28 protein-coding genes are annotated in these 26,215 nt (G+C 45.0%); 25 read left to right on the forward strand and 3 right to left on the reverse strand.

Annotated features, from left to right (window positions below; translation table 11 throughout):
- Window positions 1-122 precede the first annotated feature (122 nt).
- Complete coding sequence (locus V7R55_RS13360) at window positions 123-767, forward strand: tetratricopeptide repeat protein (protein ID WP_334059899.1); 645 nt, start codon at window positions 123-125, stop codon at window positions 765-767.
- A gap of 59 nt (window positions 768-826) precedes the next feature.
- Here the strand turns inward: V7R55_RS13360 and V7R55_RS13365 are convergent, their stop codons facing one another.
- Together V7R55_RS13365 and V7R55_RS13370 are read right to left on the reverse strand one after the other, a co-directional pair.
- Complete coding sequence (locus V7R55_RS13365; RefSeq protein ID WP_334059900.1) at window positions 827-1,396, reverse strand: cytochrome b/b6 domain-containing protein; 570 nt, start codon at window positions 1,394-1,396, stop codon at window positions 827-829.
- Between the two features lie 101 nt (window positions 1,397-1,497).
- On the reverse strand, window positions 1,498-1,779 hold the full coding sequence (locus tag V7R55_RS13370) for a PepSY domain-containing protein (RefSeq protein WP_014950922.1): 282 nt from the start codon (window positions 1,777-1,779) through the stop codon (window positions 1,498-1,500).
- Between the two features lie 312 nt (window positions 1,780-2,091).
- Here V7R55_RS13370 and V7R55_RS13375 point away from each other — a divergent pair, with 312 nt between their 5' ends.
- Window positions 2,092-4,455, forward strand: coding sequence for a TonB-dependent receptor (locus V7R55_RS13375; protein WP_334059901.1), 2,364 nt, complete (start codon window positions 2,092-2,094; stop codon window positions 4,453-4,455).
- Between the two features lie 63 nt (window positions 4,456-4,518).
- On the opposite strand, the gene V7R55_RS13380 is transcribed toward V7R55_RS13375, so the two are convergent.
- A complete protein-coding gene (locus V7R55_RS13380) occupies window positions 4,519-6,219 on the reverse strand; it encodes an alkaline phosphatase D family protein (RefSeq protein ID WP_334059902.1) in 1,701 nt (566 codons plus the stop codon).
- Between the two features lie 306 nt (window positions 6,220-6,525).
- On the opposite strand from V7R55_RS13380, the gene rnr reads away from it, so the two are divergent.
- The 23 genes from rnr to V7R55_RS13495 all read left to right on the forward strand — a co-directional run bounded on the left by rnr (window position 6,526) and on the right by V7R55_RS13495 (window position 26,185).
- Window positions 6,526-8,943, forward strand: coding sequence for a ribonuclease R (rnr, locus tag V7R55_RS13385; RefSeq protein WP_334059903.1), 2,418 nt, complete (start codon window positions 6,526-6,528; stop codon window positions 8,941-8,943).
- Window positions 8,944-9,684 (forward strand): 23S rRNA (guanosine(2251)-2'-O)-methyltransferase RlmB, encoded by a 741-nt coding sequence (gene rlmB / locus V7R55_RS13390; protein ID WP_334059904.1) that lies wholly within the window; start codon window positions 8,944-8,946, stop codon window positions 9,682-9,684.
- 521 nt (window positions 9,685-10,205) lie between these two features.
- Window positions 10,206-11,876, forward strand: coding sequence for a S8 family serine peptidase (locus tag V7R55_RS13395; RefSeq protein ID WP_334059905.1), 1,671 nt, complete (start codon window positions 10,206-10,208; stop codon window positions 11,874-11,876).
- Between the two features lie 297 nt (window positions 11,877-12,173).
- Window positions 12,174-13,568: a DUF4397 domain-containing protein gene (locus tag V7R55_RS13400; protein ID WP_334059906.1), complete on the forward strand. Its 1,395-nt coding sequence runs from the start codon at window positions 12,174-12,176 to the stop codon at window positions 13,566-13,568.
- A 279-nt stretch (window positions 13,569-13,847) separates the two neighbouring features.
- On the forward strand, window positions 13,848-15,803 hold the full coding sequence (locus tag V7R55_RS13405) for a GAF domain-containing hybrid sensor histidine kinase/response regulator (protein ID WP_334059907.1): 1,956 nt from the start codon (window positions 13,848-13,850) through the stop codon (window positions 15,801-15,803).
- A 220-nt stretch (window positions 15,804-16,023) separates the two neighbouring features.
- The gene (gene rplN / locus V7R55_RS13410; RefSeq protein ID WP_012519228.1) at window positions 16,024-16,392 is read left to right on the forward strand and encodes a 50S ribosomal protein L14; all 369 of its coding nucleotides are present in this window, start codon (window positions 16,024-16,026) and stop codon (window positions 16,390-16,392) included.
- Between the two features lie 12 nt (window positions 16,393-16,404).
- Window positions 16,405-16,719, forward strand: a complete 315-nt coding sequence (gene rplX / locus V7R55_RS13415; RefSeq protein WP_269918887.1) for a 50S ribosomal protein L24 — start codon at window positions 16,405-16,407, stop codon at window positions 16,717-16,719.
- Window positions 16,720-16,736: 17 nt separating this feature from the next.
- On the forward strand, window positions 16,737-17,276 hold the full coding sequence (rplE, locus tag V7R55_RS13420; RefSeq protein ID WP_012519226.1) for a 50S ribosomal protein L5: 540 nt from the start codon (window positions 16,737-16,739) through the stop codon (window positions 17,274-17,276).
- Between the two features lie 12 nt (window positions 17,277-17,288).
- The gene (rpsN, locus tag V7R55_RS13425; RefSeq protein ID WP_012519225.1) at window positions 17,289-17,594 is read left to right on the forward strand and encodes a 30S ribosomal protein S14; all 306 of its coding nucleotides are present in this window, start codon (window positions 17,289-17,291) and stop codon (window positions 17,592-17,594) included.
- 13 nt (window positions 17,595-17,607) lie between these two features.
- Window positions 17,608-18,000: a 30S ribosomal protein S8 gene (rpsH, locus tag V7R55_RS13430; RefSeq protein ID WP_012519224.1), complete on the forward strand. Its 393-nt coding sequence runs from the start codon at window positions 17,608-17,610 to the stop codon at window positions 17,998-18,000.
- 13 nt (window positions 18,001-18,013) lie between these two features.
- Window positions 18,014-18,547 (forward strand): 50S ribosomal protein L6, encoded by a 534-nt coding sequence (rplF, locus tag V7R55_RS13435; protein WP_334059908.1) that lies wholly within the window; start codon window positions 18,014-18,016, stop codon window positions 18,545-18,547.
- 12 nt (window positions 18,548-18,559) lie between these two features.
- On the forward strand, window positions 18,560-18,913 hold the full coding sequence (gene rplR, locus V7R55_RS13440) for a 50S ribosomal protein L18 (protein ID WP_014950908.1): 354 nt from the start codon (window positions 18,560-18,562) through the stop codon (window positions 18,911-18,913).
- A 9-nt stretch (window positions 18,914-18,922) separates the two neighbouring features.
- Window positions 18,923-19,423 carry a 30S ribosomal protein S5 gene (gene rpsE, locus V7R55_RS13445; RefSeq protein WP_012519221.1) on the forward strand — a complete coding sequence of 167 codons (501 nt, stop codon included), beginning with the start codon at window positions 18,923-18,925 and terminating at the stop codon, window positions 19,421-19,423.
- 6 nt (window positions 19,424-19,429) lie between these two features.
- Window positions 19,430-19,609 (forward strand): 50S ribosomal protein L30, encoded by a 180-nt coding sequence (rpmD, locus tag V7R55_RS13450; RefSeq protein ID WP_012519220.1) that lies wholly within the window; start codon window positions 19,430-19,432, stop codon window positions 19,607-19,609.
- Between the two features lie 3 nt (window positions 19,610-19,612).
- Window positions 19,613-20,047, forward strand: coding sequence for a 50S ribosomal protein L15 (gene rplO, locus V7R55_RS13455; RefSeq protein WP_012519219.1), 435 nt, complete (start codon window positions 19,613-19,615; stop codon window positions 20,045-20,047).
- Between the two features lie 5 nt (window positions 20,048-20,052).
- Window positions 20,053-21,372 carry a preprotein translocase subunit SecY gene (gene secY, locus V7R55_RS13460; RefSeq protein WP_012519218.1) on the forward strand — a complete coding sequence of 440 codons (1,320 nt, stop codon included), beginning with the start codon at window positions 20,053-20,055 and terminating at the stop codon, window positions 21,370-21,372.
- A gap of 38 nt (window positions 21,373-21,410) precedes the next feature.
- Complete coding sequence (rpmJ, locus tag V7R55_RS13465) at window positions 21,411-21,527, forward strand: 50S ribosomal protein L36 (protein ID WP_012519217.1); 117 nt, start codon at window positions 21,411-21,413, stop codon at window positions 21,525-21,527.
- Between the two features lie 175 nt (window positions 21,528-21,702).
- Window positions 21,703-22,059 (forward strand): 30S ribosomal protein S13, encoded by a 357-nt coding sequence (gene rpsM, locus V7R55_RS13470; RefSeq protein ID WP_012519216.1) that lies wholly within the window; start codon window positions 21,703-21,705, stop codon window positions 22,057-22,059.
- Window positions 22,060-22,073: 14 nt separating this feature from the next.
- A complete protein-coding gene (gene rpsK, locus V7R55_RS13475) occupies window positions 22,074-22,466 on the forward strand; it encodes a 30S ribosomal protein S11 (RefSeq protein WP_012519215.1) in 393 nt (130 codons plus the stop codon).
- Between the two features lie 24 nt (window positions 22,467-22,490).
- Entirely contained in the window at window positions 22,491-23,111 is a 621-nt protein-coding gene (gene rpsD, locus V7R55_RS13480; protein WP_012519214.1) for a 30S ribosomal protein S4, read from the forward strand.
- A 19-nt stretch (window positions 23,112-23,130) separates the two neighbouring features.
- On the forward strand, window positions 23,131-24,120 hold the full coding sequence (locus V7R55_RS13485; RefSeq protein ID WP_334059942.1) for a DNA-directed RNA polymerase subunit alpha: 990 nt from the start codon (window positions 23,131-23,133) through the stop codon (window positions 24,118-24,120).
- A 41-nt stretch (window positions 24,121-24,161) separates the two neighbouring features.
- Window positions 24,162-24,563, forward strand: a complete 402-nt coding sequence (rplQ, locus tag V7R55_RS13490; RefSeq protein WP_012519212.1) for a 50S ribosomal protein L17 — start codon at window positions 24,162-24,164, stop codon at window positions 24,561-24,563.
- Between the two features lie 278 nt (window positions 24,564-24,841).
- Window positions 24,842-26,185 carry a flagellin N-terminal helical domain-containing protein gene (locus V7R55_RS13495; protein ID WP_334059909.1) on the forward strand — a complete coding sequence of 448 codons (1,344 nt, stop codon included), beginning with the start codon at window positions 24,842-24,844 and terminating at the stop codon, window positions 26,183-26,185.
- Window positions 26,186-26,215: the final 30 nt, after the last annotated feature.

The raw sequence follows: 26,215 nt of genomic DNA on the forward strand, positions 1-26,215 counted from the left end.
AGTTAAAATAACTTTGCCCTCTTGCGATTATTTATGCAAAGAAAAGTATGTCTTAGTTAAGTTAATCTATACTAGGTCGATAACTGAACTAAGTATGTGTGACCAACCTTTATTGCTTAGCTATGAAACGAATTATATCTACCGCTTTATTAATCTGTGTATCCGTAACCGGGTTTACTGCTCATGCGCTTGAGGGGGAGACGATAGAGGAGCTTCGTGCAGTTCAGCTCTACAGCCAAGACGCGCTCATTGACATGATTAACGCGAATACGCACCTAGATAAAGTGGTAGAAGACAGATGTCAGCTTGTTCAAGACATTGAAGCTCGCGCCGATGTGCTAAAAATTCCAGCCTACCAATTTTTATGGGGCGATATGCTGGCGTGGGGGGTGTGCGTAGATGTCGAACCTTCTCGTGGGATTGGCTATATGGAAGACGCAGCAAATCAAGGTTTGCCTGCTGCACTTGAGCAACTTGGACGTTATTACGCAAAAGGTACGCTGGTACAGCAGGATAAAGCACGTGCAGTGGTGTATTTACGGGAAGCTGCAGCCCTTAAAAACCTGAAGGCGCAAATTCGTCTGGTTGAATTGTTTTTAGAGGGGCACGGCAGCCCTTACGATTACGAAGAGGCGTACCACTGGCTGTATAACTCGGTGACAAACGACAAAACACAGCATCAGCAAATAGCGTCGTATCTTGCTCGTTTAGAAAAACTCATGCACCCCAAAGCTGTGCGTGAAGCAAAGCGCCCTTTGGATAGCTAAATATTACCCGTACGTAATCGATAGCAAACGTCTAAATCATTAAGAGAGTTTGCGGGGGCTTAGCGTTTCCGCCAGCCTGTGAGCATTGGGCGAACTAACTGAATATTTCCCATATATTGCACAGCAAACACCGCAACAATATGCACTAGCACGCATGCGTAGAGGGCATCGGCCATAATGCTGTGTACCCATTCCAGTGTACTATTGCCGAACATAGCATCTATTTCTTCCATCATAAAACCGGTAACTCCTAAACCCAGCAGTAGTGTGATAACAGCTATTATCATCAACCAGCCAAACGGGTTGTGACCATGGTGAGTGGGAATTTTCTTTTGTTTTACGTGTTGAATATGCTCAGCGAAGGCGTGTTGATGCAGTGACACATTAGAAAAGCTTGCATATTCAGTGGCAATCCTTTTACTTCGTGGAAGCTTGGCTGACAAAAAGCCCCAGCCAACACGCATGGATATAAGTGCTACCGCGATGTAACCAGCTATTTCGTGATAAAGGCGACCTGGCTCCACAATAAAATAGTTAGTCACAAAGGTAGCGACAAGGCCCCAGTGGCATAGTCGCACTATCCAATCCCAAATATAAATATCCGAAGGCGTATCTTTAGGTCTGTACATTAGATATCTTTCTCAAGGTAAAACAAAAACGCTGCAATAGATTGCAGCGTTTTTCTCGAGTATCAAAGCAACCGATCTATAAGTCGTTTGCTAAAGCATACTTAGTGCATTTCTTTTTTAACAATGCTGCCATCAACTGGATTAAAGTAAATTTCTACTTTGTTTTCTTCTTTATCGAAACCATAGATTTCGTAGCAGTTGCCGCCCGTTACTTTAAATTCGTTAATTTTGTAGCCCTGCGCTAACAGCTGAGCCTGAAACGCATCTTGGTTTTGCCATTCAGCTTCAGGCGCAGTTGTACACTGCGTAGTCCCGTGCTCTGCACTACAAGCACTTAAAAGGGTTGCAGCGCCAATAGCTGTAGCCATCATTAATTTTTTCATTGCAGTCTCCATTTCGCTTTTTAGTTAAAAGTTATTTCTGTCCTACGTGGAATGAGTGTACTTAGTTTGCTCTATGATTCAAAGGGGCGTTTTTTGCTATGCCAATTATCGCGGCGTAGATTTTTCCAATCGCATATATCTGTCACAAAATTGCCTTTCATTTGTAACCTATATTTCATCGTACCGTCTTAAAAGCGCTCTACATTCTTGTGCTTCGATGATTCTAAAAAGTAAGCAACATCGCCAATCTATCGGTGAATTGCTAATAAAAACACATAAAACACCCTATAAGCACACGAAAGGAATGATTTAATGCGCCCTCTGTATTCACGTCCGGTTTATTCACGCTCTTTGCTCGCCACAACCATTGCGTTTGCTTTATCAAGCGCAGCAATTGCGCAAGAAGTAACGCCCGACACGGAAAGCGAAACAGATTATATAGAAGAGATTACTGTAACTGCACAAATGCGAGAGCAGTCCGTAATGGATGTGCCAGTTACTATGGATGTTATAGGCAGCGAGTTTCTGGAGCGCACCAATATAATGGAGCTTGATGAGCTATCTCGTATTTTGCCTAACGTTCAAATTCAGGAACAAGCCGTAAGCTTACCGTCTTTCAATATTCGCGGTGTCACCGATGATGTTTCGTCAGTGTCGGCTACACCTCGCATTTCGGTATATCAAGATGGTTTCGATATCAGTAAGAAAACCGTAGCCAGTGTTGCGCTTTACGATATTGCTCGCGTAGAGGTTCTAAAAGGCCCACAGCCAACCTTATTTGGTGTGGCGGCAGCCAATGGCGCGGTAAGCATTCACTCTAATCTTCCTACCTTTGAACAAGAAGGCAAAGTGCAGGTTGGCTATAACTCAGAGCAGGGCCAAGAAGTAGAGTTTATGTATAACCAGCCTATTAATGATAATCACAGTTTCCGTATTGCTGGGCTTTACCGAGAGATGGACGGCATTGTAGAAAATAATGCGTGTAGTGCTGACTCTTACTATGGTAATGCAAACATGTATAACCACTTAGGTGAAGAAGTGCCGTGTAATGACGAGGATCTTCAAGGAGTGTCGGTGCAAGCACTTCGCGCAACTTGGCTTGCAAGCTATGAGAAGTTAGAAATCATTGCGCGCGCAGCTATGGAGTATAACGACCAGCCGGGCATCGCCTTCAAATCGGGCTCTATTGCCCCCAATGGTGGAGATACTAGCCCTTTTACTGATGCTGAATTTAGTTTAGGTAGCGAGTTAGGTATTGAGCGTACGCTTCAAGCCTATGATTTAACTGTAAACTACGATTTTAACCAAATGCTTAGTCTACATGCCGATGCCTATTATAAAGATGTAGATGTGAGCGAAGGCTTTGATGCAGACGGTTCTGCGCTTCGTATTCAAGATGCTTATTTCGATAACGACGCCACGCTTCAGGGTGCATCAATGCGCTTAGTATATGATTCTGGTGATAAGCTGGCCGCATTTGTTGGTGCGTCGATCACCCAAGACGATTCTATTTTACCGTATTATGTGATGGTAGACCCGTTTGTGCGCGGCACTTTCGACGCAGTGAGAGCACAGCTTGAAGCCAATTCCAACATTCCACTTAACCAAAATATCGCTACCGATGCGTCGTTAGAAGACATTGAAGCACTACGTGCCATGTTGGTGTCGCAACTGTTCAATGAAGATGGTTCACCTATTTCAAATCCTGCGCTGCCACCTATTTTTATACAAGGGCCGTTCACCTTTGAAGCTGAGCTAGACATTGCATCCTATGTTGCTGAAGTGTCGTATTACGTGACCGACAATGTTAATGTTACGGCTGGCGTTCGCTATATCGATGAAACCCGCTATACGCGTAATACCTTTACTACCGCAGACGGTGCGTTCACTTTCGATGCAGAGCGCGACTTTGACGATACCTTGCCACGCTTTGCCGTAAGCTACGATGTTAATAACAACTGGAACTTATATGCGAACTACGCCAAAGGCCGTCGTTCACCGGTTGTGGATGCAAACGCGGGTGGTGTTAACGTCACCAAGCCTGAAATCGTAGACAGCTATGATTTGGGTGTTAAGTATCAAAGCGCCAACTTCCTATTCTCGGGAGCCATTTTTACCTACGAATACAGCGATTATCAGCAAAGTTTTACCGATGCAGAAACCTTGCAGTCTATTACCGTAACGGTAGGCGACTCGACCATGTCGGGCATTGAAGGCATGGCGACCTATAACTACAGTGAAACGCTGACGCTAACAGCAAGCCTTGGTTTCCTTGATGCTGAGTTTGCAGACAATACAGCCGATGGTTCTGAGTTCCAGTACGGCGGCAATAAGTTCCGCTTAGCGCCAGAGGTTAGCGGCGCGATAAACATCAACAAAGTATTCAACATGAATAACTTCGACATTGATGTTAACTGGCTTACCAGCTTCCAGTCAGAAGTGTTTTTTGAAAGCAGTAATTATCCTGGCCTTTCTCAAGATACTTACTCACTAACCGATGTGTCGGTGAAGCTGCTTCAAGACAACAGCAAGTTTGCCTATGAGTTTTACGTGAACAACCTGTTTGATAAAGAGTTCTTGATTGATGCAGGTAACACGGGTGGTGGCTTGGGCATTCCTACCTTCGTTCGCGGTATGCCTCGTATTGCCGGTGTGCGCGTTTACTACGAGTTCTAGAAGTAGTTACAAATTAAGGCGCTTAACTTGGTTAAGCGCCTTAATCTAAATAAATACCAATTACTACGCGTTTATCTCATAACTATGCGTGTTAACCACTTTTCCTGACTTGGTTAAAATCGCATCCACATAATGCCAAGTGGCTTTTGCGCTGTCTTCGCTGACGGTTAGTGTCATAAAGCCGCGCTGGTGAAGATTACAGTACTGCAAATCTTCAATAAGAAGCGGTAGGTCATCGGCAAGCGTTTTTGCCATTTCATCATCCATACTTAAGTAATGTTCCATACCTGGCGATGTCACGCCTGGTGTAGCAAGCTCAACACCCACTTCTGTGCCATCTTTCAGGGTTAACTTATTGTGCCAAGCGTTATGTGTATCCCCAGCAAGGGCAATAACTGGCTTACCGATGGATTTTAGCTGCATCAAAACCTGTTCCCGCTCAACGGGGTAGCCGTCCCATGCGTCTAAGTTGTAAGGCATTACGGTATTGATAAGCGCAAGCTCTTGTTCACTAAGTGCGCCACCTTGCATTTGTTTGCGCTTGATATTTGCGAGCCTATGTACATGAGCAGGAATTTCTTTTCGTTCAACGCCGTTAAAAATAGATACAGGGAAGAGCATGCGGCCAATTAATAGCTGCTGGCCTAATACCTGCCATTTAGCCTGGCTTTGCTGCATTGAAGAATGTAGCCAGTTGCGCTGCGTTTCACCAAGTAAACCGCGATTCGGGTTACTGATGTCTTTCATGAAGCCAGCTTGGTCAAACGCTTTTGTTTCAGCATCGCGATAGTCGCCGTACTCAAGCTGCTTGTCGCGGGCAAGAACGCGGGTGTCGAGCATGTATAAGTCAAGAAGCTTACCAAAGGTAAACTGGCGATAAATTTCTAAACGTTCGGTGCCAAAGGGCGGGCGTATAGGTAACCACTCATAATAAGCTTGAACAGCTGCCGCGCGTCGTTCATAAAAGTCACCTTCATCTTCTTGGTGATTTTCCGCGCCGTCTTTATAGGTGTCGTTTGTAATTTCATGATCATCCCATACAACAATAAATGGCTTATTTTGATGCAACGACAGCAAGCCTTCATCTGTGCGATACAGCGCATAGCGATTGCGATAGTCGGTTAGCGTATAAAGCTCGGTATCGTTATCAGGCGCATAGGTACGGCCAATCTCTTTTGCATGCTCAGTGGCATAACCTTTACCGTCATACTCATAAATGTAGTCACCAAGGTGTAATACATAATCGATATTGTCGTTTTTCGCCGCTTCCATATAAGGCGTGAAAAAGCCGGCAGGGTAGTTAGAACAAGAAAATATGCCGAACGTAACGTCAGACACATCGGCCTCAGGCAGCGTGCGAGTTTCGCCTACTGGGCTTGTATTATCAGCGCTTTTAAAACGGTAAAAATAGCGGCGAGCGGGACTAAGGCCTGTTACGTCTACCTTTACGGTAAAATCATGGATTGCTTTCGCTTCAACTATCCCGCTGCTTACTATGTCAGTAAAGTCGGCATCGCTCGCCATTTCCCACAAAATATCGGCTTTGGCTAAACCTGAGCCAGAATCTGTTGTCGGCACGGCGCGTGTCCAAATAATCACGGCGTCTTTTAATGGGTCGCCACTGGCCACACCATGAGTAAAGGTTGCGTTGGTTTGCGGTTGGCTGTTTGCTGAAGTGCTAACGGTACAGCCTGCTAGCCCTGTAGACACCGCCACACTCGCGCCTGCGAATGACGACAGCTTTATAAACGTTCTTCTATCCATATGCCTGCTCTTTATAGGTTTGTAAGGTAACTGGTGATGTAACTGTTTTGTTGAACGCTCATGCAACAAAAACGAAAACCCATTTTTATACTGAGTGTTTGTGACATACAGATGTCAGGCTGAGAATCCATAATAACAGTCAATGTTTTACTGCAAATACTGTTATACTGTGCAGCAAATAACCACATGAACCAAAAATGGCTTATGTGTCTAAACAACCATATTTATGTTTTCTACAGGGCTTTGAAGAACTAAGCCATAAACGAAAACACATTGAATAAAATACGAAAGGTAAATTTAAAATACATGAGTGATGATCCGCATTATCAGCGCGAGAAAGAAAAGTACGAAAATCCGGTAGCCAGCCGCGAATATTTAATGAGTTTATTAAAAGAACACGACAAGCCTTTGTCGTTTCTTGATATCTGTAACTTGGTGAACGCCTTCGACGAAGAGGCGCGAATTGGTATTCAGCGCCGACTACGTGCTATGGAGCGCGAAGGTCAGGTGCAATTTACCAAGCAGAAAAAGTACATACTTCAAAATCGTGATGAACTCATTAAAGGTCGAATTATTGGTCACCGAGATGGTTACGGTTTCTTGCGTCCTGAAGACAAAAGCGGTGACTTATTTATTAGTGCAGGGCAAATGAACCTGTTCCTCCACGATGACGTGGTAGAAGCGCGCATTAGCGGTACTGACCGTCGCGGTAGGAAAGAAGCGTTTGTAACGCAAGTCATTGAGCCGCGCAGCGAGCCTATTGTTGGTCGTTATTTTGTTGAGCAGGGCTTTGGCATGGTAGTGCCAGACGACAGCCGTTTGCAGCATGAAATTGTAATTCCTCCAGAAAGCACTAACGGTGCCCGCATGGGGCAGGTAGTAGTGGTAGAACTTACTCAGCGTCCACGCCGTAAAATGAGCCCGGTGGGTAAAATAGTTGAAGTACTTGGCGAGCATATGGCGCCAGGTATGGAAATAGAAATGGCGCTTCGCACGTTTGATATACCACACCAGTGGCCGAAAGGCGTGACTAAACAGGTTGAAAAGCTAACAGACCAAGTGCCCGATGAAGCCAAAGAAGGTCGCATCGATTTACGCCAGCTTCCCCTAGTTACCATAGACGGCGAAGATGCCCGCGACTTTGATGATGCAGTATACTGCGAGCCGTTAGATGATGGCGGTTGGCAACTATGGGTAGCCATAGCCGATGTAAGTCACTATGTTAGAACAGGGTCAGCCCTTGACGATGAAGCGCAGCAGCGCGGTAACTCGGTGTATTTCCCTGACCAAGTTATTCCAATGCTACCGGAAGTACTGTCTAACGGATTGTGTTCACTCAACCCTGAAGTCGACCGGCTTTGCATGGTGTGTGAGATGACCATTAGCGCGAATGGTAAACTGGAAGAATTTCAGTTTTACGAAGCGGTAATGAATTCACATGCCCGGTTAACCTACACAAAAGTATGGAATATTCTGCAGGGTGACAAAGAGCTACATCAGCGTTACGAGCCTCATGTACCTCATTTACGCAACCTTCACGACTTGTACCGTGCGCTAAAAAAAGCACGTGCTAAGCGCGGAGCTATTGAGTTTGAAACTCAAGAAGTGAAGTTCGTGTTCAACGCCCAGCGCAAAATTGAAAATATTGTGCCGCTAGTGCGTAACGATGCGCATAAGCTTATTGAAGAGTGCATGATCATGGCAAACGTGAGTGCGGCTTTAATGTTAGAAAAGCACGAAGCGCCAGCATTGTACCGAGTGCACGATAAGCCAGATGCAGACAGACTTACCGCTTTTACCAGCTACTTAAGTGAAATTGGCATCCCTCATGCCATTGTAGAAGATGCAGAACCCGCCGCGTTTACCGATGTAGTGCTTAAAACCCGTGGTCGCGTAGATGAGGAGCTTATTCAAACTATGCTGCTGCGCTCCATGAAGCAAGCGGTTTACGATGGCGAAAACGTAGGTCACTTTGGTTTGGCATTAGAAGCCTATGCGCACTTCACGTCACCTATTCGTCGCTACCCTGATTTAGTAGTACACCGCGCGCTGAAGGGCATTATTGCTAAACAGCAAGGTAAAAAAGCGGTAAGCGGTGCTAAAAATTACACCGTAGAAGAAATTGAGCAGTTAGGTGAACAGTGTTCAATGACAGAACGCCGCGCTGATGATGCTACCCGGGACGTGGCCGACTGGCTTAAATGCGAGTTTATGCTTGATCACGTCGGTGACACTTTTGAAGGTGTGGTGAGTTCGGTCACTAACTTTGGCCTATTTGTCCGTCTTACTGAATACCATATCGACGGCTTAGTACATATAACATCTCTAGATGACGACTATTATCATTACGACGATGTGAAACAAGCGTTGGTTGGAGAGTCGGGCCATCGCCAGTTCAGACTGGGCGACACAGTAGAGGTAACCGTCGCCGCTGTAAACCTTGATGAAAGAAAGATTGATTTATTACTCGATAAGTCTATGCTGCGCAGCACTAAAGGCAAGAAGGTAAAAGTGAAGACAGCTAAAAAGTCTTCAGACAAACCTACTCGCTTTGATAGCAAGCCCCGCTCTGGAAAAGACTCCCGTTCTGATAAGAAAGGGAGCAAAGGTAAAGGCGGCTCAAGCTCGTCTGGTCGTAGCGGTGGAAAATCGTCAAGTCGCGGCAGCGCAAAAGGCGGTAGCAGCGGCAAAACACTGTCATTGAATAAAAGAGGTAAGCGTTAAATGGCGCAGCAAGAATGGTTATACGGTTTACATGCCATGCAGTCGGTACTTGAGAAAGAGCCGGAGCGTGTAATGGAAGTGTGGGTTCTAAAAGGGCGCAACGATGAACGCTTGACCAACATTGTTAACCAGGCGCGCCGTTTCGGCATTTCAGTTCAGTTCAGTCAGCGTAAGGCGTTAGATGATAAAGTGAACGGCGAACAACACCAAGGCGTTGTTGCTAAAGCGAAACCTGCCCGCGTAATGGATGAAGCAGACCTTGATAAAATACTTGAACGAGAGTCGCAGCCGCTAATTTTGGTATTAGACGGTATCACTGACCCTCATAATTTAGGAGCATGCTTACGCACGGCTGATGGTGCGGGTGTACACGCGGTAGTTGTGCCTAAAGATAAATCGGCAAGCTTAAATGGCACGGTAAGGAAAGTAGCCTGTGGCGCAGCAGAAGTTATGCCGCTAATTCAAATTACGAACCTTGCTAGAACCTTGAAGCATCTTCAAGATAAAGGGCTATGGATTGTCGGCACAGCCGGAGAAACTGACAAAACCCTTTATGATGTTGATCTGAAAGGTCCTACTGCATTAGTAATGGGGGCAGAAGGCAAAGGTATGCGTCGACTTACAAAAGAAACCTGTGACGAATTGGTTAAGTTACCTATGGCTGGCAGCGTAACAAGTTTGAACGTGTCGGTAGCAACTGGCGTTTGTTTATACGAAATCGTAAGACAGCGTAGTTTGTAAACACCGGCAGATTGTATAAGCAGTTTTCCTGCAATTACTGTAATAATGTCATTGAAAAAAGCGCGTGAGCCGAGGGGGTCACGCGCTTTTTGCTTTTAAGTAAAAATTATAAGTGTTTAATATTTTGTTACATTTGAATTTGTAAAATAAATGTTAATTATGAATTTTTATTCCTAACATGAATCTGCTCGTAGAACACATTGGGCGTGCTTTTCACTAAGTGTGGTGTTTTTTTAAGTATTTTAAAAGGTATAAAAAATACTTACCAGGGTTAAGGCAACATACTCAACCATTTGATTTGCCGCCTAATATGAGCTCTGTAGCTAACCTGCTTATCGGTGGTTATCTACAAACCTGGCAAACGGGTAGGTCGTTGCAACGCTGTTGCGTCGGTTGTCATGGATGAGCTTTTCGTATGAGGTAATGGTTATACCTGTATGTCATTTAATAACAAATAGCTTCAAAAGCACGGATAAAAACAGTGCTGAAGTTTATAAGACAGATAAAACAGGAAATAAATTTTGAACTCAAAATTAAATAAGAAACACACATGTCTAACAGCAGCTGCACTAGCTGTATCCTTTGGCTTAATGACTAACTCTGCAGTGGCAGCAGGCGAAGGTCTAGTCAAAGTCAAAGAAAAGCCGCAAACGCTAAAACAAGCGCTAGGCAAAAAACTCACTATTGACCGCCTTGTAACGGTGGATCAAGAGCGTTACATCATTAAGTTCAAAGACGAAATGGTAAGCGAAACGGTCGAAATAAGCGCTTCAAACGGTAAGTTACAAAGCGCAAAGGCGAAATCTAAGTCGAAGAAACCTTTCGATATCGCGTCTGCTAAGTCTGAAGTTAGAAAAGCAGGTGGTTCAATTAAAAAAGAGCTTAAGAAGCATAAAATGGTGGCAGCTACTATGAGTAAGTCTGCGCTGAACAAGCTTCGCAAAAACCCAAATGTAGAAAGTATTGAAGTGGATGTTCGTCGTAAGCCTATGGCACAAACCACGCCTTACGGCTACACCATGGTACAAGCTAATCAGTTTGGTCAGTCAGACACTACAGCTCGCAAGGTATGTATTATTGATACGGGTTATAACCTAGGCCACCCAGATCTTCCTGGAACCAACGATGGTGTTACGGGGCAAGCAAATAATAGTGCAGTTGGTAACTGGTATAACGACGGTAACGGTCACGGCACCCACGTAGCGGGTACAATTGCTGCGTACGACAATAATGAAGGTGTGGTAGGTGTTTATCCGGGTGTAGATATGCATATCGTTAAAATCTTTAACGATAATGGCCAATGGACTTATGCGTCTGACTTAATCGGTGCAATAAGTCAGTGTCAGGATGCAGGCTCAAATGTGGTTAACATGAGCTTAGGTGGCGGTAGTTCTTCTACTACCGAGCGTAATGCTATGCAAAGCTTCACTGATGCAGGCATGTTGCTAGTAGCCGCGGCAGGTAACGATGGTAACAGTGCAAAGTCTTACCCAGCTTCTTACGATGCAGTAATGTCTGTTGCAGCGGTAGACTCAAACGAAAACCGCGCAAGCTACAGCCAATATAACGATCAGGTTGAAATAGCTGCACCAGGTAGTGCAGTACAGTCTACTTATCCGACGAATACTTACGCAGCGCTAAGTGGTACATCTATGGCTACGCCACACGTAGCCGGTGGTGCAGCACTGGTGTGGAGCTACTTCCCGCAATGTTCTAACAATCAGATACGTAATGCGTTAAATGCAACGGCCGAAGACAAAGGCAGTGCAGGTCGCGATAACTTCTATGGCAATGGTTTGATGCAGTTAGCTGATGCGTATAACTACTTAAACACTAACGGCTGTGATGGAAGCGGCACTGGTGGCGGTGGCGGCTCTGAGCCAGGTGTAGAGCCAGTTTCAGGTCAGCTTACAGGTCTTTCAGGTACTCGTAGAAATTGGGATCGTTACACTTGGACTATTCCAGAAGGCGTAACGCAGATGGTTATCCGTACCTCCGGTGGAACAGGCGATGCTGATCTTTACGTGAAGTTTGGCTCACAGCCAGAAACCAACAGCTACGATTGCCGCCCTTACCAAAATGGTAACAGTGAAGTATGTACTTTTGATGCGCCAGCATCAGGTACATGGCACATCGGTATTCGCGCGTATTCTTCATACAGTGGTGTAACGCTATCTTACTCGTATGAATAAGTAACACCGTCTCCCAATGACACTTTTAAAGCCTGCTTATGCAGGCTTTTTTCTGCCTTTTCTAAGAGCTTCCGCCAATAAACACTTTATCAAGCGTACTTTAAAGCTGCCGTGACCTGTCAACTTTTATAAAGAAAAGTCAGCTTTGCAAAGATAGCGTAAAGCCCTGAACTAAGACCTTCTCAGATAGCCATATCGCTGTATTGTGCGAGCGAATAAAAGCACTTGTTACGTGTGCCAGCTTGCGTTAACGCAGTCTTAAACCAATAAAGAACAACTTCAAAGGACATACAATTTATGCAATTGACCTCTCACTCTTTGCGCTTTGGAACTTGGTTCCGTGCAGCGGCAATAGGGCTTGTGGCGCTACTAGGGCTTACCGCATGTGGCGGCTCAGACAGCAGCAGCTCAGATTACTCTTATGCGTACATACAGTTTTATAACGCTTCTCCTAACGGCGCGAATGTAGAAATGCGAGAGGTTGATGGAGATAGCTTTGGTTCAGCTCAGTTTGGCGACGCAACATCCATGTTTTCCATGGACGAAGACGAATACGAGCTGGAGTTCATTCGTACAGACTCTGACGACCAAGAAGTTTATATCGACGAAATTACGGTGAATTTAAAAAACAGCTATAAAACCATCGTTGTTATGAGCGGTGATTTTAGCAACCCAACTTTTACCACTTACTCTTATGAGCGTGAAACACTGGAGGACCATTTTCGCTTGTTTGCGCTCTCTGTGGCCGCAGATGATTCATCGTATGATTTTTATATGAGTGAATCAGGCGATCCTTTAGAAGCGGCTAACTTTCTCGGTACCGTAACGACGGGCGACATGGTGGAGCTAGAATACTGGGATGCTGATGACGATAGCGATTACTTCGACGAAGGCGAGTACACGGTTTATCTTACCGAGCCTGGCAGCGACGACGTGGTATTTGAATCACAAACATTGGATTTCGTGTATGAAACTGAGTATCTAATGACCCTTCGTGATGTAAGTGGTGCTATTCAAGAAGGGCTTGTGGTTGACACAGTATTAAACTCCTCAACAGTAACAGCGCTAACTGACGTGGAGGCTGATTCGCAATATCGTATATACAACTCAACAAATTTAGATGCCGAGCTAAACGTTACCTTTGGCGGTAATACAGATGAAGAAGACGTGAGCTTTACACTTGCAGCGGGTGAGTTGTCTGAATTTAGCGCTATTCGTTATGGTGACTACCGCGTTACGGTTACCGATCCTTCTGGCACAGTCACATCGCTTAGCAATAAACTAATCACGCTTAACCAGGGTGAAAGTAAAGCTATTCTTATCTATAACATAAACAATCAATTAGGCGCCGCAACCTTTGTTGAGAGTGGCTTACCGCAGGCTTATGATAAGACCGTTAACTTCATTAACCTAGTCAACGACTTCGATGATGTGGACTTCTACTTAGTACGAAACGACGAAACCATTGATACAGCAGAATACGATGTGCAGAACCTAGAGTTCGCAGAAAGCACCAGTGAAGTCCTGCCATCTGATTACTACGAAGTAATCGCGGTGTATGAGGACAATAACGAAGAGCAGGTACTTCTTGATAGAACGGCCTTGTTTGGTTTCACTGAAGAGGAAAACTATATCGTGACGGTAGAGCCTGCAGAGACGCCAACAGGCTATGAGATTAAGGTGCTTTATTAAGCGGTTACTGCCTCAGTTATACTAATTGACGAGAGAAAAAACTTTCATATCTTGAAATATCTCATAAATTTAAAAGGTCAATGTCTTTAGGTTGACCTTTTTTATTTGCAGTTTGGGAGGGCTTCAATCCTCATGAGTATAATTCGAGACCTACAAAATATATCTAATGACAGGGTGATGTCTTTAGATGAATAATTAGAGAATTTACTGCGTATTGGTACTGCGATTCTTCACCTAGAGACAGGAATTGTAAGTAATATTAGAGGTGACCGATACTGTGTGCGAAGTGTTGTTACCCCTGAGGATTCTATACCAAAAGGCGCTGAATTTTCCCTTTGTGACACATATTGCGCCGATGTTGCAAGCGCCGACTCGGTGGTTGCCTATAACGACATCAATATTGACCCCGGTGCTTCCCACCCGTGCTTTGATAAATATACGCTAAAAAGCTATCTCGCTGCTCCTATTCGTGTATCTGGCGAGTTTTATGGGACAGTAAACTTTTCATCGCTTTCTCCAAGAGAAGAGGCATTCAGTGCCTTGGAAACAGACTACCTATTGCTCCTATCCACATGGATTGGCAATGAACTTGAACGTCAGCAAGCGCTAAATAATGTGAATGCGCAGAAAGCCATTTTAGAAGAGCGAAACTCACTACTTAGCCAAATAACCAATTTAGCGGGCGTGGGTACTTGGGAATTAAACATAAACAGTGGCTCGCTAGTGTGGTCTGGCGCGCTAAAACGAATGCTGCATATACACAGCGAACGCATATTGAAGCCAGATGATGTGGTTAACTTTATTTTTGACGAAGCACAGCGAGAAAAGTACGTAATTCAATTTCAGGAAATGATAAAAACAGGGAAAGGTTTTGAGTGTGAACTCGAAGTGAAAACCGATGCCGGCGAGCCTCGATGGCTTGAGAGTAGAGCCCATCCAATAATGGAAAATGGGCGCTGTATTAAAGTGATAGGCGCCACCGTTGATATCACACAAATGCAGATAGACAAGGCAGTGCTTCAGCACAAAAGTGAACTGGCAGAGAGCGCTCTCAAAGCGCGAGGTGAGTTTCTAGCGAACATGAGCCATGAGATTAGAACGCCTATTCATGGCGTACAGGGAATGCTAGAAGCGCTCACTGCTACGCCTCTTAATGCTAAACAGTTGGAGTTAGCGTCTATCGCATCGCAAAGTGCAGACGCTTTACTCAATATTGTGGACGGTATTTTAGATTATTCTAAGTTCGGTTCAGGAGAAGTTTCGTTTGATGAGACGCCTACTAGCCTTACCGAGACCATTGAAGAGCAGCTACCAATGTTTTCTAGGCTTGCTAATGAAAAAGGGTTGGAATTTAGCGCAAATATAGCTGCAGTGAAGGGGCTTACTTTTCTTGTAGACAAACTAAGAGTGGGTCAAATCCTCATTAATCTTCTCAACAATGCATTTAAATTTACCAAAGAGGGGAGTGTAGCGTTTGAGGCAAAATGTACGCGGTACGGAAAAGGTCGCTACCGAGTAAAGTTCATCGTGACCGATTCGGGAATTGGCATCAGTGCCGAGCAGCAGAAAATAATATTCACGCCTTTTATACAGGCTGAAAGCTCGACCATGCGTCGTTTCGGTGGAACCGGGTTAGGGTTATCAATCGTCAAACAAATTGTTGAACGCTATAACGGAAAAATTGAAGTCAGCAGTGAACTAGGCATTGGTGCGCGCTTTACAGCAACATTAACGCTAGACGATGCAAACGCAGTCGCGGAAAAAACCTTTGGCCGGGATTTTGTTTATACCCCAAGTAGGGAAGAGCTAAGTAGGGTCAAAGCGCTAATAGTTGAAGATAACGAAATTAATCAACTGGTGATAAAAGAGCAGCTACGCGAAATAGGGCTCGAGAGTGACTTGGCTGTTAATGGCAAAGAAGCGTTAGAGAAAGTAGGGCGCTCTATTGCAGAAAAGAATCCCTACGCCATTATACTCATGGATTGTCACATGCCGATTATGGATGGATTAGAGGCAACTGAGCAGATAAGGAACTTGAACCATGAGGCCGCTGAAGTGCCAATAATAGCGTTGACCGCTAATGCATTAACTGGCGATAAAGAAAAGTGCTTGAAATCTGGCATGGACGACTTCATATCAAAACCTGTTGGTGTAAGCCGTTTAAAAGAATGTGTTTTTCGGCACTTAAGTAAGCAGTTTGAAAACAAGGTATCTGCGCTAAAAGATCCTGCTTGATAACCTATGACGTGGTTATCAGCCTCGGCTTTTAGTCGGGGCTTTTTTATTGCTCACATAGTTTAAAAATAATTCAATTTACCGCTATCACTTCCCAAAGTTTTCTGTTATTATTTCGCGCCCTTTTTATGGGGGTATGTACATAAAAGCAACGACATCCAGTTGTTTTTAGCAGCACTAACGACTCGGGAGAGTCTTAATTTAAGAGCGGAGCACTAACATGATCCAAATGCAAACTAACCTGGACGTTGCAGACAACAGCGGCGCTCGCAGGGTTCAGTGTATTAAGGTTCTTGGTGGCTCGCATCGCCGTTATGCAGGTATCGGTGACATCATCAAAGTTACTGTTAAGGAAGCAATTCCTCGCGGTAAAGTTAAAAAAGGTGACGTACTGAATGCAGTGGTGGTGCGTACTAGAAAAGGCGTTCGTCGTGCAGATGGTTCTACCATTCGTTTTGACGGTAACGCGGCTGTTATGCTTAATGCAAACAAGCAACCAATTGGTACGCGTATCTTTGGCCCGGTTACCCGTGAGTTGAGAAGTGAAAACTTCATGAAAATCATCTCATTGGCCCCAGAGGTACTATAAGGAGTCACGATAATGGCTAATAAAATTCGTCGTGATGATGAAGTAGTCGTATTAGCGGGTAAAGACAAAGGCAAGCAAGGCAAAGTTCTTCGCGTGCTTATGGCTGATAACCGTGTAATTGTAGAAGGCGTAAATCTTGTCAAGAAGCACACTAAGCCAAACCCACAACTGGGTGTAGCTGGTGGCATCGTTGAGAAAGAAGCTTCTATTCACGTTTCTAATGTTGCGATTGTTAACCCGGCAACGGGCAAAGCAGATCGCGTTGGTTTCCGTTTCGAAGACGAGAAGAAAGTACGTTTCTTCAAGTCTAACGGCGAACTTGTTTAATTATATTGGAGAGTACGATGGCGAAACTGCATGATTTCTATAAAGAAACAGTAGTAGCTGAACTTGCTAAGCAGTTCGGATACAAAAGCGTCATGCAAGTCCCTCGGATTGAAAAAATCACTCTAAACATGGGTTTAGGTGAAGCAGTTGCTGACAAAAAGGTACTTGAGAATGCTCAAGCTGACATGACGGCTATCGCCGGTCAGAAGCCTGTTGTTACAGTTGCTAGAAAATCAGTAGCGGGTTTTAAAATCCGTGAAGGTTATCCGATTGGCTGTAAAGTAACCCTACGCGGCGAGCGTATGTGGGAATTCCTAGAGCGTTTGATTTCAATCGCTATTCCACGTGTTCGCGATTTCCGTGGTTTGAATCCTAAATCATTCGACGGACGTGGTAACTACAGCATGGGCGTGCGTGAGCAAATCATTTTCCCTGAAATCGATTTCGATAAAGTGGATAAGGTTCGCGGTATGGATATTACTATCACTACCAGTGCGAATACTAATGACGAAGCACGTGCTCTGCTGGACGCGTTTAACTTCCCATTCAAAAAGTAGGGGTGTAGGGTTATGGCAAAAGAATCAATGAAGGCACGCGAAGCTAAGCGTACTAAGCTAGTAGCTAAGTATGCTGAGAAGCGCGCCGCACTTAAAGCGATTATCAGCGATGTTAACGTTTCTGAAGAAGAGCGTTGGGACGCTGTTCTGAAGCTACAACAACTGCCACGTGACTCTAGTTCTTCACGTCAACGTAACCGTTGCCGTGTAACTGGTCGTCCACATGGTTACCTACGCAAATTCGGTCTTAGCCGTATTAAGCTTCGCGAAGCAGCGATGCGCGGTGAAGTCCCTGGCCTTAAGAAAGCCAGCTGGTAAGGAGTAGCTGATAATGAGCATGCAAGATCCTATCGCGGATATGTTTACCCGCATCCGTAACGGCCAGATGGCACAGAAAGTTTCTGTGACTATGCCTTCTTCAAAACTTCGCGTTGCAATTTGTGAAGTATTGAAAGCTGAAGGTTATATCACTGACTTCGCTGCTTCTGGTGACGTTAAGCCTGTTTTAGAAGTTACGCTTAAGTACTTCGAAGGCAAGCAAGTAATTGACACTATCGAACGTGTAAGCCGTCCTGGTCTGCGCATCTATAAGAAAAAAGATGAGCTTCCAAAGGTTATGGGTGGTTTAGGCGTAGCTATCGTGTCGACTTCTAAAGGTGTGATGACTGACCGTGCAGCGCGTAACGCTGGCATGGGCGGTGAGATCATCGGTTATGTAGCATAACGGAGGAGTTGAAATGTCACGTATAGCAAAAGCCCCAGTAGACGTTGTATCAGGTGTAGAAGTTTCTATCTCTGGTCAAGAAGTTACTGTTAAAGGTAGTAAAGGCACTTTGACCCGCGTTTTCAACGACGCTGTAGAAGTTGCACAGGAAGAGAACCAACTTAAAGCACTTCCACGTGAAGGTTTCGCTGACAGCTGGGCACAAGCAGGTACTGCTCGCTCTATCCTAAACGCAATGGTTCAAGGTGTTTCAGAAGGTTTCGAGAAAAAACTTACATTGTTAGGTGTTGGTTACCGTGCACAAGCACAAGGTGCCAAGCTAAACCTTACACTAGGTTTCTCTCACCCTGTAGTATACGAAATGCCTGAAGGCATTACGGTTGAAACTCCTAGCCAAACTGAAATCGTCGTTAAAGGCGCCGATAAGCAGGTGGTTGGTCAGGTTGCGGCGAACATTCGTGGTTACCGTCCACCAGAGCCTTACAAAGGTAAAGGTGTACGTTACGCTGACGAACACGTACGTCGTAAAGAAGCTAAGAAAAAGTAGGTGGGTGATACGATGGATAAGAAAACAGCTCGCATTCGTCGCGCTACTCGCGCACGAGCAAAAATTCGTGAACTGGCCGCGCATCGCTTGGTAGTTAACCGTACACCTCGCCACATCTACGCTCAGTTAATCGCTCCATGCGGTTCTGAAGTGTTGGCAGCGGCTTCAACTGTTGAGAAAGATCTTGCGAAAGATCTTAAGTCTACAGGTAACGCTGAAGCAGCGACGGTAGTCGGTAAAGCAATCGCAGAGCGCGCGCTTGAGAAAGGCATTAAAACAGTGGCTTTCGATCGTAGTGGTTTCCAATACCACGGTCGCGTTAAAGCATTAGCTGATGCAGCTCGCGAAGCTGGTCTTCAGTTCTAGGAGTTTATAATGGCTAAACAAGACGTTCAAAATGGTGAATTTCTAGAGAAATTGATCGCTGTAAACCGCGTTTCTAAAGTGGTTAAAGGTGGTCGTATCTTTAGTTTCACTGCATTGACAGTAGTGGGTGACGGTAACGGTCGCGTTGGTTTTGGTTACGGTAAGGCACGTGAAGTACCTGCTGCAATCCAAAAAGCAATGGAAAAGGCACGTCGCAACATGGTTGACGTAGACCTTAACGGTCACACGTTACAGCACCCGATTAAAGGTCGTCACTCTGGCTCTAAAGTTTACATGCAGCCAGCATCTGAAGGTACCGGTATTATCGCCGGTGGTGCGATGCGTGCAGTACTTGAAGTAGCTGGTGTACAAAACGTACTTTCAAAATGTTACGGCTCTACAAACCCAATCAACGTTGTACGTGCAACAATCAACGCGCTGACAGAAATGAACAGCCCGGCGAAAGTTGCTGCGAAGCGTGGATTGTCTGTAGAAGAAATTTTGGGGTAATCAGACATGGCAACGATTAAAGTAAAGCAAACTAAAAGTGCAATTGGCCGCTTGCCAAAGCACAAAGCTACGCTTAAAGGTTTAGGCCTTCGTAAAATCAACCATGTTCGTGAACTGGAAGATACCCCAGCCGTTCGTGGCATGATCAACCGTGTACATTACATGGTTGAGATAGTGGAGGAGTAAGACATGCGTTTAAATACAATTTCTCCAGCCGAAGGTTCAAAGCCTACTGGTAAGCGTTCTGGTCGTGGTATCGGCTCAGGTCTTGGTAAAACAGGTGGCGTAGGTCACAAAGGTCAAAAAAGCCGTTCAGGTGGCCGTGTTAAGCCAGGATTCGAAGGTGGTCAGATGCCTATCCAGCGTCGTCTTCCTAAGTTCGGTTTCACTTCACGCAAGAGCTTTGTTACTGATCAAGTAACACTTGCGGAAATCGCGAAGGTTGATGGTGACACTGCGTCTCTTGAGACTTTAAAAGCAGCTGGACTTGTTAAGAAAGAAATCCAGTTCGTTAAAGTTGTAAAGAGCGGTGAAGTTTCACGCGCTGTTACAGTAAGCGGGTTGAAGGTTACTAAAGGCGCTAAAGAAGCGATTGAAGCTGCTGGCGGTAAAGTAGAGGAATAAGCTAGATGGCTAAACCAGGATTGGATTCAGGCGCTAAAAGCGGCTTGAGTGAGCTTAAGGCAAGATTGTTGTTCGTACTTGGTGCGATTGTTGTATTCAGACTAGGTTCTTATGTTCCTATCCCTGGCATCGATCCAGCGGTACTTGCTGACTTGTTCGAGCAACAAAAAGGCACCATTGTAGAAATGTTTAACATGTTCTCTGGTGGTGCGCTTGAGCGTGCATCCGTTCTGGCTTTGGGCATTATGCCATACATTACTGCATCCATTATCATGCAGTTGCTCTCGGTGGTTCACCCACCGATGGTGGAGCTTAAAAAAGAAGGCGAAGCAGGCCGTCGTAAAATTAGTCAGTACACGCGTTATCTAACGCTTGTATTGGCTATCTTCCAATCAATTGGAATTTCGACTGGTTTGCCAAACCTGATTAATGGATTGGTGATAAACCCTGGCTTCGGATTCTACTTTACGGCAGTAGTGAGTCTAGTCACAGGAACTATGTTCCTTATGTGGTTAGGTGAGCAAATTACCGAACGAGGTATTGGTAACGGTATCTCTATATTGATTTTTGCTGGTATTGTTGCCGGTCTGCCAACAGCGATAGGTCAGACAGCGGAACAAGCAAGGCAGGGCGACATTAATTTGTTGTTCCTACTGTTGATTGGCGCAATTGTTATCGCTCTTACATACCTAGTTGTATTTGTAGAGCGCGGACAGCGCAGAATTGTGGTAAACTACGCAAAACGTCAGCAAGGCCGTCAGGTTTTTGCTGCGCAAAGCACCCATTTACCGCTAAAAGTCAACATTGCTGGTGTAATTCCACCAATCTTTGCTTCTAGCATTATTCTGTTCCCGGGTACCATCGCAGGATGGTTCGGACAGAATGAATCAACAGCGTGGTTGCAAGATGTAGCGCTTATGCTATCTCCTGGTCAACCGCTGTACGTGATGTTATACGCAGCTGCGATTATCTTCTTCTGCTTCTTCTACACGGCGTTGGTATTCAACCCGCGTGATACAGCAGATAACTTGAAGAAATCTGGCGCGTTCATCCCAGGCATCCGCCCGGGTGAGCAAACGTCACGATACATTGACAAGGTAATGACTCGCCTTACACTGGCTGGCGCACTGTACATAACCTTTATTTGTTTAGTGCCTGAATTCATGCTAATTGCTTGGAATGTTCCGTTCTACTTCGGTGGTACGTCGCTTCTAATTATCGTAGTAGTTATCATGGACTTTATGGCACAAGTACAGACACATTTGATGTCGAGTCAATATGAGTCTGTGCTGAAGAAAGCTAACCTTAAAGGCTACGGCCGATAAGTTAGCCCCTTAATATTGATAGAAAGGGGAAAGATGTAATGAAAGTTCGTGCATCAGTAAAAAAGATTTGCCGTAACTGTAAAGTTATCAAGCGCAACGGTGTTGTGCGTGTAATTTGCAGTTCTGACCCAAAGCATAAGCAGCGTCAGGGCTAATCAAAGCGGTACAGAATATTTGCAAAGCTAAGTAAGCAGAACCTGAATTATACTTGTCAGGTTCTGCTAGTTTTGTTTAAAAGTATTTTGAACCTAAATTTGCAATTTAGTCGACGGATAAGTATCCTATCGGGCTTTTTAGGTCGTCGACAAATAAACAAGAGGAGTGCTGTTAATGGCCCGTATCGCTGGCATTAACATTCCTGAGCACAAGCATGCTGTAATCGCTATCCAAGCGATCTATGGCGTTGGTCCCACACGTGCGAAAAGCATTTGTGCGGGTGCTGGTGTTGCAGAAAATACAAAAATCAAAGAGCTAGACGAAGCTACTATTGATAAGCTTCGTGACGAAGTGGCTAAATTCACCGTTGAAGGTGACTTACGCCGTGAAGTCTCTATGAGCATCAAACGTTTGATGGACCTGGGTTGCTTCCGTGGTATTCGCCACCGTCGTAGCTTGCCTCTACGTGGTCAGCGCACTAAAACTAATGCGCGTACCCGTAAAGGTCCTCGTAAGCCAATTAAGAAGTAAACGGGGAGTAAGTTATGGCTAAAGCACCAGCTCGTAGCACGCGTAAGCGCGCTAAACGTCAGGTTGCAGACGGAATGGCTCATATCCATGCGTCTTTCAACAACACAATTGTGACTATTACAGACCGTTCAGGCAATGCACTAGCATGGGCGACATCTGGTGGTTCAGGTTTCCGTGGTTCACGTAAATCTACCCCATTTGCTGCACAGGTAGCTGCTGAGCGTGCAGGTGTTGCTGCACAAGAATACGGTCTTAAGAACCTTGAAGTATTCGTTAAAGGTCCAGGTCCAGGCCGTGAGTCTGCGATCCGTGCTCTTAACGCTACAGGTTATAAGATCACAAACATTACCGATGTGACCCCTATTCCTCACAACGGTTGTCGTCCACCGAAAAAACGTCGCGTTTAATCGACGGACAGTTGGAGAAAGATCATGGCAAGATATTTGGGTCCAAAACTCAAACTTAGCCGTCGCGAAGGAACTGACCTGTTCCTAAAAAGCGGCGTTCGCGCAATCGATTCTAAATGTAAAATCGATACAGCGCCTGGTCAGCACGGTGCCCGTCGTGGCCGTCTGTCTGACTACGGTGTTCAGCTGCGTGAAAAACAAAAAGTTCGTCGTATGTACGGCGTTCTGGAAAAACAATTCCGCAACTACTATAAAGAAGCTGCACGTCTAAAAGGCAACACAGGTGAAAACTTGCTACAGCTTTTAGAACAGCGTCTTGATAACGTAGTTTACCGTATGGGTTTCGCTAGCACACGTGCTGAAGCACGTCAGCTAGTTAGCCACAAGGCGATCATGGTAAATGGTCAAGTTGTGAACATCCCATCGTTTAACGTTTCTGCCGAAGACGTGGTTTCTGTTCGTGAAAAAGCTAAGAAGCAAGCGCGTATCGTGGCTGCTTTGGAACTGGCTGACCAACGTGAGAAGCCAACCTGGATTGAAGTAGACAGCAGCAAAATGGAAGGCACTTTCAAGCGCGTTCCTGAAAGAACTGACCTGTCTGCGGAAATTAACGAACAGTTGATCGTCGAACTTTACTCTAAGTAAAGCTAACTAAAGAGGAAGCATTGTGGGTTCTGTGACTGAATTCCTAAAACCGAGATTAGTTGAGATCGAAAACGTTTCTCCTACTCGTGCCAAAGTAACTTTGGAACCACTAGAGCGCGGCTTTGGCCATACTCTAGGTAACGCCCTACGTCGTATTTTACTGTCATCTATGCCAGGATGTGCAGTTACCGAGGTAGAAATTGACGGCGTTCTTCACGAGTACAGCACCAAAGAAGGTGTTCAGGAAGACGTAATTGAGATTTTGCTAAATCTTAAAGGTTTAGCGGTTCGCCTTGAAGGTAAAACTGAGGCAACCCTAACTCTAGTGAAATCTGGCGCTGGCCCTGTTGTTGCTGGTGATATTCAGCATGATGGCGACGTAGAAATTGCAAACCCTGAGCATGTAATTTGTACTTTGACTGGCGAAGCTGAAATCAGCATGCGCATTAAAGTAGAAATGGGCCGTGGTTATGTACCAGCTTCTACCCGTCGCTCCTCTGAAGAAGATGATCGTCCAATTGGTCGTTTGTTAGTTGACGCTTCATACAGCCCAGTTGAACGTATTGCTTACACTGTTGAGTCTGCACGTGTTGAACAACGCACAGACCTAGACAAGCTAATCATCGACATGGAGACGAACGGCACTTTAGATCCTGAAGAAGCGATCCGCCGTTCTGCTACTATCCTAGCTGAACAGCTAGATGCATTCGTAGACCTACGTGATGTATCTGAGCCAGAAGCGAAAGAAGAGAAGCCAGAATTCGATCCGATTCTGCTTCGTCCAGTAGATGACCTAGAGCTGACAGTACGTTCTGCAAACTGTTTGAAAGCAGAAGCTATCCAGTACATTGGTGACCTGGTACAGCGCACTGAGGTTGAGCTACTTAAAACGCCAAACCTTGGTAAGAAATCGCTAACTGAAATCAAAGATGTTCTAGCATCTCGTGGTCTTTCTCTAGGTATGCGCCTAGAAAACTGGCCGCCAGAGAGCATCGCTGAAAAAGATTAATCAGGTTTTTATCAAACTGATTTGTAGAGAAGGATAAAACTATGCGCCATCGTAAGAGTGGTCGTCAGTTGAATCGCAACAGCAGCCATCGTCAAGCTATGTTCAAAAACATGGCCGGTTCTTTGGTCAAGCACGAAGTGATCAAAACTACGTTACCAAAAGCGAAAGAATTACGTCGCGTAATCGAGCCTCTAATCACTATGGCTAAAGAAGACAGCGTTGCAAACCGCCGTCTAGCTTTTGCCCGCACTGGTGACAAAGAGGTTGTAGGTAAACTATTCAACGAGCTTGGTCCTCGTTACGAAGCTCGCCCAGGCGGTTACACTCGCATTCTTAAATGCGGTTTCCGTGCTGGCGACAATGCCCCAATGGCATATGTTGAGCTAGTTGACCGTCCAGTTGTAGAAGCTGAAGAAGAAGCAGTAGAAGCAACTGAAGAGTAATTAATACTCGATTAGAAAAAGGGGCCTGAGTGAAAACTCAGGCCCCTTTTTTTTTACTCAAAGAATAATGGGGTCAGAGTCGCAACTCTGACCCCATTATTCTTTTCACCTCGCAACTTACCAAGTAAACAAATCTGTTTCTTTATATTTTTACTCATTACTTTGGCTTGTTGTTTGCTAAAGCCTACAGGTAAGTATTCAAACCGCGCATTGAAAATACCGTTCACTGCGAAGCTTTCGTAATTCATGAGTCTAAGTTTTTCATAGCAAGGAAGTTTATGTTAACCGTTTCATCGTTCACGCAGTCGCTTTCATCAACACCTTTGTTTAGTAAAACACTGTCTACCGCCTATGAACGGTTGAGTTCAGGGCTAAGAATAAACCAGGCTGCAGATGACAGTGCCGGTTTACAAATATCAAACAGATTAACGTCGGAGTCCCTTGCGAAAAATCAGCTTCGCCGTAACTTAAATGACGGTATTAGTTATGCGCAAATAGCGGAAGGCGGGCTGCAAGAATCTGCCGATATCTTGCAGCGTATGCGGCAATTAGCCATGCAGTCTCAAAACGGCATAAACTCCGATGCGGATAGACGCGCGCTTGATAAAGAGTTCCAGCAGTTAAAAAACGCACTCAATGGCATTGCCTACAATACCGAAGCATTTAACCGTTTGCCTTTGCTAGGCGATAACGACTTGTTGTCTGATAACGTATCATCAATAGGTGATACCTTTGTAAAGGGTAATACAGTCCAATTGAGCAGTGGCTTACGCTCTGTAGCGTACATTCCCGCTGGTTCAACAAATATATCTATAGATATTGATAGTTTTTCAGCAGACGATGATCTTCAGGTATTTACAACTAGCGGTAGGCACCTAGTTGGTACACCACTGTCTGACAATGTGTGGAGTACTAATAACGTAAACTCAACGAGTGACATCAAACGTTTTTTATTCCTACCAGAAGAAGGGTATGCACCAACGGCAAGCTACGATGGTAGTTCTTTAATTACTAGCGGTTCTGGTACGATTAACGGAACAACGTTCACTTTCTCAGGCGATCAGCACCCAGGCATCACAACAGAAACCTTAACCATCGACAATACTAACGAACCGCTTATTATTTCAGTAGTGGGGCAAGGCGTATTTAATGCAACAGTAGATTGGGATACGTTAGGTGCTCCGGGAAGCGGAGGGAACAGTTTTCAAGCTGGCCCTGTTAATATTACCGCCACTAATTCGCTGAGCGATGGCACTGACTATATAAACCTTACAAAAACGCCAGTGGGTTTATCTGATCTGGACATGGTAGAAAGCGATGTGCTTACTTTTGAAAATGCAGAGGCTGCATTGCAGCAAATTGATAACGCACTAGCATATGTCAGTGAGAGCCGTGCTTTTTATGGCGCAAAAATGAATCAAATGCAATCGGCACTAAAAGTAAACGACCGTATGCACGAAGGCTTAATGGCAGCCCGTTCACAAATCCTCGATACTGATTTTGCTGCAGAAACCGCGAAATCCACACAGGCGCAAATCATAGAGCAAGCAAGTATTTCTGTAAGGGCACAGGCTAAGTCAAGTGATGAACAGGTTTTGGGGTTGTTGGGGTCTATTGGTTGAAAATAATGTGAGACTGTAACTAATTTTGTG

Origin of the sequence: Alteromonas sp. S005, from assembly GCF_036864475.1 — a bacterium.
In the GTDB taxonomy this organism is placed as follows: domain Bacteria; phylum Pseudomonadota; class Gammaproteobacteria; order Enterobacterales; family Alteromonadaceae; genus Alteromonas.